The organism is Arthrobacter sp. Helios, from assembly GCF_023167125.1.
In the GTDB taxonomy this organism is placed as follows: Bacteria; Actinomycetota; Actinomycetes; order Actinomycetales; family Micrococcaceae; genus Arthrobacter_B; species Arthrobacter_B luteolus.
In genome coordinates this window covers 2,312,183-2,326,013 of the sequence record NZ_CP095402.1, presented here as the reverse complement: position 1 = coordinate 2,326,013, position 13,831 = coordinate 2,312,183, and the positions used below count along the sequence as shown (strand labels likewise).

Sequence of the window (13,831 nt, the reverse complement as noted above, 5' to 3'; positions counted from 1 at the left end):
CAATGGCTATCGGTTCAAAGGAACTTGCAACTGATCAGCTGGACGGGTTCGACAACGAGCGTCTCGTTGAAGAACTTCGTAAGGCTAAGGAGGAGCTGTTCAACCTCCGTTTCCAGTCCGCCACCGGGCAGCTGGAAAACAACGGCCGGCTCCGCGCCGTCAAGCGCGACATCGCCCGCATCTACACGGTGCTGCGTGAGCGCGAACTGGGAATTCGTCCCGAGGCAGTAGCTCCCGTCGAGGAAGCCGCTCCCGAGAAGAAGAAGTCCAAGAAGAAGGCTGCCGAGTCCGAAGCTCCGGCCGAGGTTGCCGAGGATGATGCCAAATGAGCGAAAACAAGAATGAGGCAGCAGTGACAAACGACGCAAACGGCGCCGATGCCCGCGGGTACCGGAAGACCGCTCGCGGCTACGTGGTCTCGGACAAGATGGATAAGACCATCGTTGTCGAGGTCGAAGACCGCGTGAAGCACGCGCTGTACGGCAAGGTTCTTCGCCGCACGTCCAAGCGCAAGGCCCACGACGAGTCGAACTCGGCCGGCATTGGCGACCTGGTTCTGATCACCGAAACCCGGCCGCTGTCCGCTACCAAGCGGTGGCGCCTGGTCGAGATCATCGAAAAGGCCAAGTAGCCTCCAAGCTGCAAAGCAATAACAGGCCGGTCAGTGTGCCGGCAGGAACAGCATCAGCTGCCCTGCCGGCCCGCGGGCGCCGTCCAAAGCGTCAGGGCCCCGGCCGCGATATCATCCGATTTCGTTTCCGGGGCCCTTTCGCGATAAACTTGAAATCTTGTCTGTGCGGTGCGGAAGCATGTCCTCTTTCGGACACCCTTCCTCACCGCCGAATAAGACAAAAGCCCGATAATCTTGTTCAGCATGGTGCTGCGGCTTGCGCTGCAGAGCGGCCCGTCAGGGGCCGGTGCTGAGTACCAGTATTACGGGGTCCACCCATATCCGTTCCGCAAGGCTCAACAACTGAGAACCGGCGCGACGACAGGAGTACTAAGTGATTCAGCAGGAGTCGCGACTGAAGGTCGCCGACAACACGGGTGCCAAGGAAATCTTGACCATCCGCGTTCTCGGTGGATCCGGCCGTCGCTACGCAGGCATTGGCGACACCATTGTTGCCACCGTCAAGGACGCAATTCCCGGCGGCAACGTCAAGAAGGGCGATGTGGTTAAGGCCGTCATCGTCCGCACCAAGAAGGAACGCCGCCGCCAGGACGGTTCCTACATCAAGTTCGATGAGAACGCTGCAGTGATCTTGAAGAACGACGGCGACCCCCGCGGTACCCGTATCTTCGGCCCGGTCGGCCGCGAGCTTCGCGACAAGAAGTTCATGAAGATCATTTCGCTTGCTCCGGAGGTGCTGTAGACCATGGCAAAGATCAAGAAGGGTGACCTGGTTCAGGTCATCACCGGCGCAAAGGCAGAACGCGGCGGAGACCGCGGCAAGCAGGGCAAGGTTCTGAAGGTTTACACCGACACGAACCGCGTTCTGGTTGAAGGCATCAACACCGTCAAGAAGCACACCAAGGTCGGCCAGTCCTCCAAGGGCTCCAAGACCGGTGGCATTGAGACCGTTGAGGCCCCCATCCACGTTTCCAACGTTGCAGTTGTTGACCCGGAAACGAAGAAGCCCACCCGCGTTGGCTACCGCACCGAAACCGTCACGAAGGACGGCCGGACCCGCACTGTGCGCATCCGCGTCGCCAAGGGCTCTGGGAAGGACCTCTAATGACTGAGACCGTCACCAAGATCGTTCCCCGTCTGAAGACCCGCTACGCAGCGGAGATCAAGCAGACTCTGCAGGACGAGTTCAACTACGCAAACGTCAACCAGGTTCCGCGCCTCGTCAAGGTCGTTGTGAACATGGGTGTTGGAGATGCCGCCAAGGACTCCAAGCTCATTGACGGTGCCGTGCGCGACCTGACCGCGATCACCGGCCAGAAGCCGCAGATCACGAAGGCACGCAAGTCGATCGCACAGTTCAAGCTGCGCGAAGGCATGCCGATCGGTGCGCACGCAACACTGCGTGGCGACCGCATGTGGGAATTCGTAGATCGCCTGGTCACCCTGGCGCTTCCGCGTATCCGCGACTTCCGCGGCCTGAGCGGCAAGCAGTTCGACGGCAACGGCAACTACACGTTCGGTCTGACCGAACAGTCGATGTTCCACGAAATCGATCAGGACAAGATCGACCGCGTACGCGGCATGGACATCACCGTGGTCACCACCGCCAAGACCGATGACGAGGGACGCGCGCTGCTCAAGGCGCTCGGCTTCCCGTTCAAATCCGAAGATTAATTACTACGTAAAAGGTCTGCTGCGCGTCACCGGTCACGCCGGTGCTGCAGCAGAAACCGTTACGAGGGAGGGCTAGAGCCCACATGACAATGACAGATCCTGTCGCAGACATGCTTACGCGTCTGCGCAATGCAAACTCGGCATACCACGATTCCGTGTCCATGCCTTACAGCAAGCTCAAGGCACGCGTTGCCGACATCCTGAAGGCCGAAGGCTACATCGCCGGCTGGAAGGAAGAAGAGGCTGAGGTTGGCAAGACGCTGACCCTGGACCTCAAGTTCGGTCCGAACCGTGAGCGCTCCATCGCCGGCATCCGCCGCATCTCCAAGCCCGGCCTGCGTGTATACGCAAAGTCCACCAACCTGCCGCGCGTGCTCGGTGGCCTGGGCATCGCCATCCTGTCGACGTCGTCAGGTCTCCTGACCGACCGCCAGGCCGCCAAGAAGGGTGTGGGTGGGGAAGTCCTCGCCTACGTCTGGTAGCAGGGAAGGGAAAGAAAAATGTCACGTATTGGACGTCTGCCCATCTCTGTCCCCGCCGGAGTCGACGTTGCCGTTGATGGCAACAACGTTACGGTCAAGGGTTCCAAGGGAGAGCTGAGCCACGTTGTGCCCAGCCCGATCACGGTTTCCCTGGACGAGAACACCATTACCGTCGCCCGCCCCAATGACGAGCGCGAATCCCGTTCCCTCCACGGCCTGACCCGCACCCTGATCAGCAACATGATCACCGGTGTGACCGAAGGTTACAAGAAGGACCTGGAAATCGTTGGCACCGGTTACCGTGTGCAGGCCAAGGGCTCGGACCTCGAGTTCGCCCTGGGCTACAGCCACCCGGTATCTGTGAAGGCTCCGGAGGGCATCACGCTCACCGTCACGGGCCCCACGAAGCTCACTGTTTCCGGCATTGACAAGCAGCAGGTGGGCGAGGTTTCCGCCAACATCCGCAAGCTGCGCAAGCCTGACCCCTACAAGGGCAAGGGCATTCGTTACGCCGGCGAGATTGTCCGCCGCAAGGTCGGAAAGGCTGGTAAGTAATCATGGCCATCAGCATTAATAAGAAGCGCAATTCCAAGAGCAAGTCCGCTTCCCGGAGCCGCCGCCAGCTGCGGATCCGCAAGCGCATTGCCGGCACCGCGGCCCGTCCGCGCCTGGTCGTCAACCGCTCTGCCCGCCACGTATTCGTCCAGGTTGTCGATGACAACCTCGGTGTGACCGTGGCCTCCGCGTCGACCATGGAAGCAGATCTGCGCTCCATGGAGGCCGACAAGACTGCCAAGGCCAAGCGCGTCGGCGAGCTCGTTGCCGAACGCTCCAAGGCTGCCGGCGTCGAAGCCGTTGTGTTTGACCGCGGCGGCAACCGCTACCACGGCCGCATTGCGGCTGTTGCAGACGGCGCACGCGAAGGTGGGCTGGCACTGTGACCGAGGTTAACAAGGAAAAGGAAAATCAGGTGACTGAAGCTACATCTGCTGAGGCAACTGAGACCAAGGAAACCGCTGCCGCAGGCACCGACGACCGCCGCGGCGGACGCCGGGGCGAGCAGCGCTCCGACCGTGGAGGCCGTGACCGCGGCGGACGCGGCGGACGCGACGGCGGACGTAATGATGACAAGGACAAGTTCATTGAACGCGTCGTGACCATCAACCGCGTCGCCAAGGTTGTCAAGGGTGGTCGGCGCTTCAGCTTCACCGCTCTGGTTGTTGTCGGTGACGGCAACGGCATGGTCGGCGTTGGCTACGGCAAGGCAAAGGAAGTTCCCTCGGCTATCGCCAAGGCAGTCGAGGAAGCGAAGAAGTCCTTCTTCCGCGTTCCCCGCATTGCCGGCACCGTCCCGCACCTGGTGCAGGGCGAGGCAGCCGCAGGCGTCGTCCTGCTGCGTCCGGCTTCCCCGGGTACCGGCGTTATCGCCGGCGGTCCGGTCCGAGCCATCCTCGAGTGCGCCGGTATCCACGACGTTCTCTCCAAGTCGCTGGGTTCCTCCAACGCGATCAACATCGTGCACGCCACGGTTGACGCGCTGAAGCGCCTCGAAGAGCCCCAGGCAGTGGCAGCCCGCCGCGGCCTGCCGCTGGACGAAGTTGCTCCGGCAGCGATGATCCGCAACATGCAGAAGGCAGGTGCCTGATGAGTACTCCGAAGCGCGTTGCCGTCAGCTCGGCGCAGCTGGAAATCACCCAGATTAAGTCCACCATCGGTGGTAAGCAGAATCAGCGCGACACGCTGCGTTCACTCGGTCTCAAGCGCATCGGCCACACGGTCGTACGCAGCGCTGATGCCGTGACCGTTGGCATGATCAACACGGTTCCGCACCTCGTGAAGGTTGAGGAGGCGAAGTAACATGGCCGAAGAAAAGAACAATGCTCTGAAGGTCCACCACCTGCGTCCCGCACCGGGTGCCAAGACGGCTAAAACCCGTGTTGGCCGTGGTGAAGGTTCCAAGGGTAAGACTGCTGGCCGCGGTACCAAGGGTACGGCTGCCCGCTACCAGGTCAAGGCCGGTTTCGCAGGCGGGCAGCTTCCGCTGCACATGCGCCTGCCGAAGCTGCGCGGCTTCAAGAACCCGTTCAAGGTCGAATTCCAGGTTGTTAACCTGGACAAGATCTCCGAACTGTTCCCCGAAGGCGGCGAGGTCACCGTTGAGGCCCTCGTTGCCAAGGGTGCCGTGCGCAAGAACCAGCCTGTCAAGGTCCTGGGCACCGGCGACATCACCGTCAAGGTTGATGTGAAGGCTGATGCCTTCTCCGCCAGTGCTGCAGAAAAGATCGCAGCAGCAGGCGGATCGGTTACGGCGCTCTAAAGCACCGTGACGGACCGCATGATCTTCGTTCCCGGTGTCCGGTTCCTCCGGGCACCGGGGCGGGTTATGCATTCCATCTGCTGACCACTTAGCTCCCGGTGAGCCGCGCGAGCGGCCCACCGGGAGCTAAGTGTTTTTAACACGTCGGCAATCCCCGGTAACAGCTGTTGGTGCAGTTAACACAACAGCGGGTTTGAACGGATAGACTCAGTTTCTGTCACCAGTCCCGCCGGGACTCATTCCACTTCAGGATTACTTCAGGAGGACGCTTGCTTAGCGCTATTGGCCGGGCTTTCCGGACGCCAGACCTGCGACGCAAGCTGTTGTTTACGCTGGGAATCATCACTATCTTCCGCATGGGTGCGTTTATCCCGGCCCCGGGTGTTGACTACGGCAATGTGCAGCAGTGCTTGGCTCTCGGTGCCACCTCAGGTGGCCTCTATGAGTTCGTGAACCTCTTCAGCGGCGGTGCCCTGCTGCAGGTCTCAGTCTTCGCCCTCGGCATCATGCCGTACATCACCGCGAGCATCATCGTGCAGCTGCTCCGCGTCGTGATCCCGCACTTCCAGGCCCTTCATGAAGAAGGCCAGCAGGGGCAGTCCACGCTGACCCAGTACACGCGCTACCTCACCATTGCGCTGGGCCTGCTGAACGCGACCACTGTTGTGTCGCTGGCCCGCTCCGGAGCGCTGTTCAACAACATGTGCTCCGTGCCGATCATCCCCGATGACAGCATCATTACCATCCTCCTGCTCATCATCACCCTGACGGCCGGCACCGGCCTGATCATGTGGATGGGCGAGCTGGTAACGGAAAAGGGCGTCGGCAACGGCATGTCCCTGCTCATCTTCACCTCTATCGTCGCGAGCTTCCCCAGCGCCCTGGGCGCCATCCTCTCGGCACAGGGCTGGACAGTGTTCCTGGGCGTGATCGTGATCGGCATCGTCACGGTGGCCCTGGTCATCTTCGTTGAACAGTCCCAGCGCCGGATCCCCGTCCAGTACGCCAAGCGCATGGTTGGACGGCGCACCGTAGGCGGCACCAACACCTACATCCCGATCAAGGTCAACATGGCCGGCGTGATCCCGGTGATCTTTGCGTCCTCCATGCTGTACCTGCCTTCGCTGCTGGCCCAGTTCAACACCCCGTCCGACGGCACCGCTCCGCCGGAATGGGTGGTCTGGATCAATAACTACCTGACATCGGGCGACCACCCGCTGTACATGGCCGTCTACTTCCTGATGATCGTGTTCTTCACGTACTTCTACGTGTCGATCACGTTCAACCCTGAAGAAGTCTCGGAGAACATGAAGAAATACGGCGGTTTCATTCCCGGCATCCGTGCCGGCCGCCCCACCGCCGAATACCTGCAGTACGTGCTTTCCCGCATTACCCTGCCCGGCGCCCTCTATTTGGGCCTTGTTGCCCTTATTCCGCTGATTGCCCTGGTGCTGGTCGGGGCAAACCAGAACTTCCCGTTCGGCGGAACCTCGATCCTCATCATGGTTGGTGTGGGCCTCGAGACGGTCAAACAAATTGACGCACAGCTTCAGCAACGTCACTACGAAGGGTTATTGCGATGACACGACTGCTCATTATCGGGCCTCCCGGCGCCGGCAAGGGAACACAGGCTTCCCGGATCTCGGACCGCCTCGGTATCGCAGCCATCTCCACTGGTGACATCTTCCGCTCCAACGTCAAGAACCTGACGCCGCTGGGTGTCGAGGCCAAGAAGTACATCGACGCCGGCAACTTTGTTCCCGATGAGGTCACGAACAACATGGTCCGGTCGCGCCTCAAGGAAGACGACGTCACCGAAGGCTTCCTGCTCGACGGTTACCCGCGGACCACGGCACAGGTGGAAGAGCTCGACGACATCCTGGCTTCCAGCAATCAGAAGCTCGATGCTGTCCTGCTGCTGACCGCCGATGACGAGGAGCTCGTGGCCCGCCTGCTGAAGCGGGCGGAAATCGAAGGCCGCACGGACGATAACGAAGAAGTCATCCGCCACCGCCTCGACCTCTACAAGCAGCAGACGGCCGACGTCGTCGCACGCTACGAGGACCGCGGCATCGTCACCCGTGTCAACGGCCTGGGCGATATCGACGAAGTCACCGAGCGCGTGATGCAGGCGCTCAAGGACCACAGCTAACAGATAGAAGGCGAGACGTTGGCCCAGCCACGGATCCAGTACAAATCCAACGTACAGATGCGCACCATGCGGGAAGCCGGCCTGGTGCTGATCAAAGCCCTGGACGCAGCGGTGGCAGCCGCCCGCCCGGGAGTGACCACGGCTGATCTGGACAAGGTTTTTGCTGCGGTCCTGGCTGAAGCCGGTGCCACGTCAAACTTCCTCGGGTACTACGGTTTCCCGGCGACCATCTGCACCTCGGTCAATGAGGAAGTCGTCCACGGCATTCCCGGTTCCCGGGTGCTGGGCGACGGCGACATCATCTCCATCGACGGCGGTGCGGTAGTCAACGGATGGCATTCGGACTCAGCCCGGACCGTCATCGTCGGAACGGCCGATCCCGAGGACCAGCGCCTCTCCGACGTCACCGAGAACGCCATGTGGCACGGCATCGCAGCCGCGGCGAAGGGCCGGTTCGTGGGTGACATTGGTGCAGCCGTGGATGACTACGTGAGCAGCGTTCCGGGCAAGCCCCTGGGCATCCTCGAGGACTATGTAGGCCACGGCATCGGCTCGGAAATGCACCAGGCGCCGGATGTCCTCAATTACCGGACCAGCCACCGCGGTCCGAAGCTCAAGCCCGGAATGTGCCTGGCGATCGAACCGATGCTGGTACGCGGCGGAATCGAGACCCGGACATTGGAAGACGACTGGACAGTCGTCACCACCGACGGTGCCCGCTCCTGCCAGTGGGAACATTCCGTGGCCATCCACGAAAAGGGTATCTGGGTGCTGACCGCCCCCGACGGTGGTGCGTCGCGCCTGGAGCCCCTGGGCGTCACCCCGGTGCCGATTCCGTAGCAGGATTCCCGTGGAAAGGTCCGTTCCGCCGATTGGTGGAGCGGACCTTTTGCGTTGTTGGGAGCCGCGCCGGCTTCCTGTACCACTGGAGCCAGAACAACACGATAACAGTGAGTTCCACGGCACCTCCGGCGTAGTACAGGACCATCGCCCCGGACTGTCCCTGATCCGCGGCGATACCCGCGGGCGGGCTGGCATACAGAGACTTTGCCAGGACGTTGTGGGCAGCAGCCGTCAGGATCAGGACAGCCCCGCGGAGCCGAAATGAGGCGCGGTGCGGGTTCGGATCCCGCCCGATGAGCGACGCCGTCCACAAATAGCCGGCAGCCGCCAGATGGAAGGTCACCAGCCAATGAACCGGGAGGCCGGTCCGCATGGCGTCGAAGAGCGGGGTTCGAAACATCAGCACCATGCCGCCCATGGACAGGACAGCCGCCGTGACCGGGTGGGCCAGGAAGCGGGCGGGGGCCGAACGCAGCATTCTGACCAGACGGCGGGACGGCAGGGGGTCCATGGTGCGCAGGGCGAGGGTAACCGGTCGGGAAGTCACCAGCAGGAGAGGGCCCAGCATTCCAGCCAGGACGTGGGACAGTGCCAGGGCAGTGAAGTTTCCGTGCGTCAGGGCCGGGAGAGGGCCGGCCGCCGCCGCAAGCAACGCGGCGATCCCTGCGGTGAAGGCTGCTGTGCGGCGTACCGGCCAGGCACCTGAGCGGGGGGAAAACGCGCCCGCCCAGTAGGTGGCTGCAGCGGCGGCAGCCGGAATCAGCAGCAGCAGATCAACGGGTATCGCGCCGGTCTGGTGGGCGTGCAGCATCAGGCACCCTGGCGTGCGGGTGCCGACGAGCGGGTGCGGAAAAGCAGAAACGTGCCGGCTGCCAGCATCAGCGCCGCGGTCAGATTCCAGGTGAGGTCATAGGGCAGCAGCTGAACCTCATACCGGATTTGGTGGAGCGTGAGCACTTTGTGCTGGATCAGACCGTCGTAGAGCTGGAAACCGCCGGTACCCACCAGCACGGCACCGGCCCACCGGACCGGAATAAGACTGCGGTGCCGGCGCAGATCGGCGAACAGAAACAAACCCGCTACCACCGCAAACCAGCCGAAGGCATGAAACAGTCCGTCCGAGAACAACCCGGCGGCCGTCGTGGACTTGTCGTAGAAATGGTGCCACTGCAGGAGCTGGTGGAACACGACTTCGTCCAGGAATGCCGCGATCCCAACGCCCACGAGCACCCCCGAAAGAAGGTTCCTGCGGCCTGGCCGGATGGGAGCGCTGGAGGAGGAGTCCACCGGCTGAACACTAGCAAGGCGGGGCGGAAGAAGCACCGCACCCTGGTGTCCGGACAGGACCGGCAGCGCAGAAAGAAGCCAGGGTCCGTCACTAAATGAACGCCGGCTGAACGGACGCTGAAAGCCTGGGCAACGCGCGCTGAAGACTCTCCGCAAAGCGGTTTTTTCCCGTTTTGCGGGCCCCTGGCGAACCTACGCTGAAGGCATCCACCAACTGCCGACGAAGGTTCTTCGCCCCATGTCATCTTCCACTTTGTCCCCGGCGCTGGCAGCGCACCCGGAGCGTTCAGCGCCCGGCAGCTCCAGCACCGGGGGAGGGCCACCGGCACCCCGGACCCGCCGGCCGGCTGCCCGGACTTCCCGGCGGCGCAGCAACTGGCTGCTGTTCCTCCTGCTTGCCGGCCCCAACATCGCGCTGCTGCTGGTTTTTACCTACAAGCCGCTGCTGCAGTCCCTCTACTTTTCCACCCTCCAGTGGAACATCGGCTCCAGTATCGCCAGGCCCGTGGGCCTGCGGAATTACACGGACTGGCTCACCGCATCCTCCACACCCCAGATCGTGGGCGTCACGGTCATCTTTACCCTGGCAACAGTCGGCGGCGGCATGGTCATTGGGCTGCTCCTGGCCCTGCTGCTCAACGGCAGGCTCAAGCTCCGGGGAGCGGCCAGGACGATCATCGTTGCGCCGTACGTGCTGTCCGGCGTCGCGGTGGGACTGCTCTGGCTGTTTGTCTTCGACCCGAACTTCGGCGTCACCTCGGCGCTGCTGAAAGCACTCGGTATGCAGTCCCCGGACTGGTACAACGATCCGGACTACGCACTCGCCATGGTGATCATCGTCTACCTCTGGAAAAACGTCGGTTATGTGGCGCTCATCTACCTGGCCGGGCTCCAGGCCATCCCGAAGGACCTGCTGGAAGCAGCCTCCCTGGACGGCGCAGGACGGATTCGCAGGCTCTTCGGGATCGTCCTTCCGCTGCTCGGGCCCACAACGTTCTTCCTCTCGGTGACCACCCTGCTCAGCTCGCTGCAGTCCTTTGACATCATCCAGGCGATGACCAAGGGCGGACCGCTGGAAGGCACCACCACCATGATGTACCAGATCTACCAGGAGGGGTTCAGCAACGGAACGGCAGGGTACTCCTCGGCGATCGCCACCATCCTCTTTGTGGTGCTGCTGGCCATCACCCTGGTCCAGCTCAAATTTGTAGAGAAGAAGGTGCACTACTCATGAGCCGCACCCGGATTGCCGGATACGGCACCCTGCTGGCCGCCGTCGCCGTGATGGTCCTGCCGCTGGCCTGGATGCTGCTGGCCAGCTTCAAGGAACCCGACGAAATCTACACCGTTCCCATCCAGTGGTTCCCGGCCGCGTGGGACCTTTCCAACTATGCCGCCGCCCTGGAACGCGTGCCGTTCGGCAGCTTCTTCGCGAACTCGCTCCTGGTGACGTTCATCGGCGCCTCGCTCAAGATCTTCCTGGGCCTGACGACGGCTTATGCGCTGGTGTTCCTGGACGTTCCGCTCAAGAAGGTGTTCTTCGCAGTGGTGATCTTCGCGCTCCTGATTCCCCAGCAGATCGTGATCATCCCCAACTACACCCTGGTCGCAGGGCTGGGATGGCTGAACACCTACCAGGGCATGATCCTTCCGGGACTGGCCAGCGCGTTCGGCACCTTCCTGTTCCGCCAGCATTTCCTTTCCCTTCCCGCCTCAGTGCTGGAGGCGGCAGGGCTCGACGGCGCCGGGCACCTGCGGAGGCTCTTCCAGTTCGTGGTGCCAATGTCCGCGCCGACCATCGCCGCCGTCGCCCTCGTCTCGGTGGTCAACGAATGGAACGAATACCTGTGGCCGCTGCTGGTCGTGGACAAGGCGGAGATGATGACGCTCCCTGTCGGCCTGACCCTGCTGCAGAACAACGACGGCGTCACCAACTGGGGCGTGCTGATGGCGGGCACGGTCCTGGTCACCGTGCCGGTGCTTGCCCTCTTCTTTGTGCTCCAGCGCCGGATTGTCTCCGGCCTGACCGCCGGCGCCGTCACGGGCTAAGGCCCCGCCGCCAACCTCCTCCCGACCCGCCCTTCCCACCAATCCGTCCGCAAGACCCAAAAACCAAGAAGGTAACCATGAACAAGCGACTCGCCCCTGCCTCCCTTCCCGCCGCCGGACTCTCCCGCCGCAACATCCTTGCCCTTGCCGGAATCCTCGGAGGTGCTGCCGCCCTGGCCGCCTGCGGCGGACCCTCCACCGCCGGTGAAGGCGGAGCTGTGAAGGCCGCCGGAACTGACTGGTCCGCGGTGACCCCGGCGAAGAAGATCACCTGGTGGTCCAACCACCCCGGAGCCTCCAAGCCGATTGAAGAGGAAATGATCCGGCGGTTCACCCAGGAATCGGGTATTGAGGTGGAGCTGGTCACCGCCGGCGCCAACTACGACGAAGTCGCCCAGCGCTTCCAGTCCTCGGCCGGAACGGACAACGTTCCGGACCTGGTCGGTGCCAGCGACGTCTGGTGGTTCCGCTACATGATCAACGGCCAGATCATCCCGGTGGACAGCCTCGCAGCACACCTGGAAATCGACACCAAGGACTACAACACCGGACTGTACAACGACTACCAGTTCGGCGAGGATCACTGGGCCTTCCCCTACGCCCGGTCCACGCCGCTGTTCTACTACAACCGGGACCTCTTCAAAGCCGCCGGCCTGCCGGACCGCGCCCCGAAGACCTGGACCGAATACAACGAGTGGGCACCGGCCCTGGCCGCAGCCAACAACGGGGCAGTGCCGATGTCCCTGGGGAAGGGCACCTCCTGGTCGGCCTGGTGGTTCTGCAACATCATGTGGGGCCTGGGCGGCTCCTACTCCGACGAGTGGACGCTGACGCTTGACGACCCGAAGACGATTGAGGCCGGCGAATTCCTCCGCCGCATGATGAACCAGGACAAAACCCTCACCGTGTCCGCCGCTGACTACGTTGCCGACTTCACGGCAGGGGTCAGCACCTGCACCATTGCTTCCACCGGATCACTGACCGGCATCCTGGAAGCCGCGAAGTTCGACGTCGGCACCGGGTTCCTGCCCGAAGGCCCGGAAGGTGCGGCCTGCCCGACCGGCGGCACCGGAATCGCCATCGCAGCGGACAAGACTCCGGAACAGCAGCTGGCAGCAGCAATGTTCCTGAAGTTCATCGGCGAACCGGAACAGACCGCCTACTTCTCGGCGAACACCGGGTACATGCCGGTGCGCACCTCCGCAGCCGACGGCGAAACCATGAAGGCCGTGTACGCGAAGGCCCCGCAGTTCCGGACGGCAGTCGACCAGCTGGCCACCACCCGGGTGCAGGACTGGGCACGCTCCTTCGTCCCCTCCGGCGACCAGGCACTGACCACCGCCCTGGAGAAGATCATGCTGCAGGACACTCCGGCGGCTGAGGCCTTCGCGGCAGCAGCGGAAGCCATCGGCAAGTCCTTTGAACAGAACGTCGAGCCGTACCTGTGAACCTCCCGCTGACCGGCCCCGGGGAGATGCTGAACATTGCCCACCGTGGCAACTCCTCGCAGGCCCCCGAAAACACCCTGGCCGCCTTCGCCTCAGCGGCGGCGGCCGGGGCCGGGATGATCGAGACCGACCTGCAGCTCAGCTCCGACGGCACCGCCATGCTTATCCATGACGCCAGCCTCTCCCGGACCGCCGGCAGCGGTGCGCTGGTGGGGCGGACACCGGCCGCCCGGCTGCGGGAAGCCGACGCCGGTTCCTGGTTTGCACCGGAGTTTTCCGGCCAGCGGATCCCGGATCTGTTTGATCTGGTTGCCTTCGCGGCAGAACATCCGGAGGTGGCCTGGCTGCTGGAGTTCAAGGGGGAGTGGACCGCCGGTGGGCTGGCCTCCGTGGCGGAACAGCTGCGGGCCGCCGGGCTGGGCGCCCGCTGCCTGCTCCAGGGATTCTCCCGCCAGACCGTGCGGAACCTCTTCGCCGCGGCACCGGACCTGGAGCGGGGGCTGCTGATCGCCGCCGCTCCTGGGGCCGGACAGGAATCCGAGCTGCTGGACTTCCTGGCCGGGGTCGAAGCCACCGCCTGCAATCCGCATGGCGCTGTCCTGGCGGCCGCTCCGGACCTGGTGGAAACCCTGCATGCCAACGGGCAGCGGGTCTACACGTGGACGCTGAACGAACCGTCCCATTGGGCAGCAGCAGCCGCGGCCGGCGTGGACGGGATTATCACGGACCGTCCCGCTGAACTCCAGGGCTGGATGCGGCAGTCCGCCCGGGCCGGGAGTGCTGCGGGGATTTAACTTATCGGGCATCGTACCGTAGAGTTATCTGTTGGTTGTCTCTACATTCGTGCCCTTTTCCATCCGGTATTTTCCGGGCGGGCGGGGCACAGCGGGACCGCCAAAAACCAAAACCGCTGCCCGTGCAAACAAGGGCGGCACAGACGTTAGCGGA

The 13,831-nt window shown here is 63.1% G+C and carries 20 protein-coding genes; 18 read left to right on the top strand and 2 right to left on the bottom strand.

Annotated elements, in window-relative coordinates; genetic code table 11:
- The first annotated feature begins 2 nt into the window (after window positions 1-2).
- From rpmC to map, 14 genes are all read left to right on the top strand, one after another.
- Window positions 3-329 (top strand): 50S ribosomal protein L29, encoded by a 327-nt coding sequence (gene rpmC / locus ArtHe_RS17870; protein ID WP_282568680.1) that lies wholly within the window; start codon window positions 3-5, stop codon window positions 327-329.
- Entirely contained in the window at window positions 326-631 is a 306-nt protein-coding gene (gene rpsQ, locus ArtHe_RS10465) for a 30S ribosomal protein S17 (protein ID WP_191746921.1), read from the top strand. Before rpmC ends, rpsQ begins: the two co-directional genes overlap by 4 nt.
- A gap of 373 nt (window positions 632-1,004) precedes the next feature.
- On the top strand, window positions 1,005-1,373 hold the full coding sequence (rplN, locus tag ArtHe_RS10460) for a 50S ribosomal protein L14 (protein ID WP_055239356.1): 369 nt from the start codon (window positions 1,005-1,007) through the stop codon (window positions 1,371-1,373).
- 3 nt (window positions 1,374-1,376) lie between these two features.
- Window positions 1,377-1,736 (top strand): 50S ribosomal protein L24, encoded by a 360-nt coding sequence (gene rplX, locus ArtHe_RS10455; RefSeq protein WP_066295915.1) that lies wholly within the window; start codon window positions 1,377-1,379, stop codon window positions 1,734-1,736.
- Complete coding sequence (gene rplE, locus ArtHe_RS10450; protein WP_055239358.1) at window positions 1,736-2,305, top strand: 50S ribosomal protein L5; 570 nt, start codon at window positions 1,736-1,738, stop codon at window positions 2,303-2,305. Before rplX ends, rplE begins: the two co-directional genes overlap by 1 nt.
- A gap of 83 nt (window positions 2,306-2,388) precedes the next feature.
- Window positions 2,389-2,787 (top strand): 30S ribosomal protein S8, encoded by a 399-nt coding sequence (gene rpsH / locus ArtHe_RS10445; protein WP_066295906.1) that lies wholly within the window; start codon window positions 2,389-2,391, stop codon window positions 2,785-2,787.
- 18 nt (window positions 2,788-2,805) lie between these two features.
- Complete coding sequence (rplF, locus tag ArtHe_RS10440; protein ID WP_248316730.1) at window positions 2,806-3,342, top strand: 50S ribosomal protein L6; 537 nt, start codon at window positions 2,806-2,808, stop codon at window positions 3,340-3,342.
- Between the two features lie 2 nt (window positions 3,343-3,344).
- Window positions 3,345-3,728, top strand: a complete 384-nt coding sequence (rplR, locus tag ArtHe_RS10435) for a 50S ribosomal protein L18 (RefSeq protein ID WP_248316729.1) — start codon at window positions 3,345-3,347, stop codon at window positions 3,726-3,728.
- A gap of 29 nt (window positions 3,729-3,757) precedes the next feature.
- On the top strand, window positions 3,758-4,432 hold the full coding sequence (rpsE, locus tag ArtHe_RS10430) for a 30S ribosomal protein S5 (RefSeq protein WP_191746925.1): 675 nt from the start codon (window positions 3,758-3,760) through the stop codon (window positions 4,430-4,432).
- Window positions 4,432-4,644, top strand: a complete 213-nt coding sequence (gene rpmD / locus ArtHe_RS10425; RefSeq protein ID WP_248316728.1) for a 50S ribosomal protein L30 — start codon at window positions 4,432-4,434, stop codon at window positions 4,642-4,644. Before rpsE ends, rpmD begins: the two co-directional genes overlap by 1 nt.
- A 1-nt stretch (window position 4,645) precedes the next feature.
- Window positions 4,646-5,104, top strand: a complete 459-nt coding sequence (gene rplO / locus ArtHe_RS10420) for a 50S ribosomal protein L15 (protein ID WP_066295893.1) — start codon at window positions 4,646-4,648, stop codon at window positions 5,102-5,104.
- 269 nt (window positions 5,105-5,373) lie between these two features.
- The gene (gene secY / locus ArtHe_RS10415) at window positions 5,374-6,687 is read left to right on the top strand and encodes a preprotein translocase subunit SecY (RefSeq protein ID WP_066295891.1); all 1,314 of its coding nucleotides are present in this window, start codon (window positions 5,374-5,376) and stop codon (window positions 6,685-6,687) included.
- Window positions 6,684-7,256 (top strand): adenylate kinase, encoded by a 573-nt coding sequence (locus tag ArtHe_RS10410; RefSeq protein WP_066295889.1) that lies wholly within the window; start codon window positions 6,684-6,686, stop codon window positions 7,254-7,256. The genes secY and ArtHe_RS10410 overlap by 4 nt, the downstream gene beginning before the upstream one ends.
- Before the next feature lie 18 nt (window positions 7,257-7,274).
- Entirely contained in the window at window positions 7,275-8,096 is an 822-nt protein-coding gene (gene map / locus ArtHe_RS10405) for a type I methionyl aminopeptidase (RefSeq protein ID WP_282568679.1), read from the top strand.
- Here the strand turns inward: map and ArtHe_RS10400 are convergent.
- Together ArtHe_RS10400 and ArtHe_RS10395 are read right to left on the bottom strand one after the other, a co-directional pair.
- Complete coding sequence (locus tag ArtHe_RS10400; protein ID WP_248316727.1) at window positions 8,074-8,910, bottom strand: cytochrome c oxidase assembly protein; 837 nt, start codon at window positions 8,908-8,910, stop codon at window positions 8,074-8,076. The two genes, map and ArtHe_RS10400, sit on opposite strands and share 23 nt — an antisense overlap.
- Window positions 8,910-9,329: a DUF2243 domain-containing protein gene (locus tag ArtHe_RS10395; RefSeq protein ID WP_248316726.1), complete on the bottom strand. Its 420-nt coding sequence runs from the start codon at window positions 9,327-9,329 to the stop codon at window positions 8,910-8,912. Before ArtHe_RS10395 ends, ArtHe_RS10400 begins: the two co-directional genes overlap by 1 nt.
- 295 nt (window positions 9,330-9,624) lie before the next feature.
- On the opposite strand from ArtHe_RS10395, the gene ArtHe_RS10390 reads away from it, so the two are divergent.
- The 4 genes from ArtHe_RS10390 to ArtHe_RS10375 all read left to right on the top strand — a co-directional run bounded on the left by ArtHe_RS10390 (window position 9,625) and on the right by ArtHe_RS10375 (window position 13,677).
- A complete protein-coding gene (locus ArtHe_RS10390; protein ID WP_248316725.1) occupies window positions 9,625-10,620 on the top strand; it encodes a sugar ABC transporter permease in 996 nt (331 codons plus the stop codon).
- Complete coding sequence (locus ArtHe_RS10385) at window positions 10,617-11,435, top strand: carbohydrate ABC transporter permease (RefSeq protein ID WP_248316724.1); 819 nt, start codon at window positions 10,617-10,619, stop codon at window positions 11,433-11,435. Before ArtHe_RS10390 ends, ArtHe_RS10385 begins: the two co-directional genes overlap by 4 nt.
- A gap of 77 nt (window positions 11,436-11,512) precedes the next feature.
- The gene (locus ArtHe_RS10380; protein ID WP_248316723.1) at window positions 11,513-12,883 is read left to right on the top strand and encodes an ABC transporter substrate-binding protein; all 1,371 of its coding nucleotides are present in this window, start codon (window positions 11,513-11,515) and stop codon (window positions 12,881-12,883) included.
- Window positions 12,880-13,677: a glycerophosphodiester phosphodiesterase family protein gene (locus tag ArtHe_RS10375; protein ID WP_248316722.1), complete on the top strand. Its 798-nt coding sequence runs from the start codon at window positions 12,880-12,882 to the stop codon at window positions 13,675-13,677. The genes ArtHe_RS10380 and ArtHe_RS10375 overlap by 4 nt, the downstream gene beginning before the upstream one ends.
- Window positions 13,678-13,831: the final 154 nt, after the last annotated feature.

Coding starts and splice junctions, on each gene's coding strand:
- rplF (WP_248316730.1), top strand. CDS start 2,806: ATGTCACGTATTGGACGTCTGCCCATCTCTGTCCCCGCCGGAGTCGAC.
- rpsH (WP_066295906.1), top strand. CDS start 2,389: ATGACAATGACAGATCCTGTCGCAGACATGCTTACGCGTCTGCGCAAT.
- ArtHe_RS10390 (WP_248316725.1), top strand. CDS start 9,625: ATGTCATCTTCCACTTTGTCCCCGGCGCTGGCAGCGCACCCGGAGCGT.
- rplE (WP_055239358.1), top strand. CDS start 1,736: ATGACTGAGACCGTCACCAAGATCGTTCCCCGTCTGAAGACCCGCTAC.
- rpmC (WP_282568680.1), top strand. CDS start 3: ATGGCTATCGGTTCAAAGGAACTTGCAACTGATCAGCTGGACGGGTTC.
- rplX (WP_066295915.1), top strand. CDS start 1,377: ATGGCAAAGATCAAGAAGGGTGACCTGGTTCAGGTCATCACCGGCGCA.
- rpmD (WP_248316728.1), top strand. CDS start 4,432: ATGAGTACTCCGAAGCGCGTTGCCGTCAGCTCGGCGCAGCTGGAAATC.
- rpsQ (WP_191746921.1), top strand. CDS start 326: ATGAGCGAAAACAAGAATGAGGCAGCAGTGACAAACGACGCAAACGGC.
- rplO (WP_066295893.1), top strand. CDS start 4,646: ATGGCCGAAGAAAAGAACAATGCTCTGAAGGTCCACCACCTGCGTCCC.
- ArtHe_RS10400 (WP_248316727.1), bottom strand. CDS start 8,910: ATGCTGCACGCCCACCAGACCGGCGCGATACCCGTTGATCTGCTGCTG.
- ArtHe_RS10385 (WP_248316724.1), top strand. CDS start 10,617: ATGAGCCGCACCCGGATTGCCGGATACGGCACCCTGCTGGCCGCCGTC.
- ArtHe_RS10410 (WP_066295889.1), top strand. CDS start 6,684: ATGACACGACTGCTCATTATCGGGCCTCCCGGCGCCGGCAAGGGAACA.
- ArtHe_RS10380 (WP_248316723.1), top strand. CDS start 11,513: ATGAACAAGCGACTCGCCCCTGCCTCCCTTCCCGCCGCCGGACTCTCC.
- rplR (WP_248316729.1), top strand. CDS start 3,345: ATGGCCATCAGCATTAATAAGAAGCGCAATTCCAAGAGCAAGTCCGCT.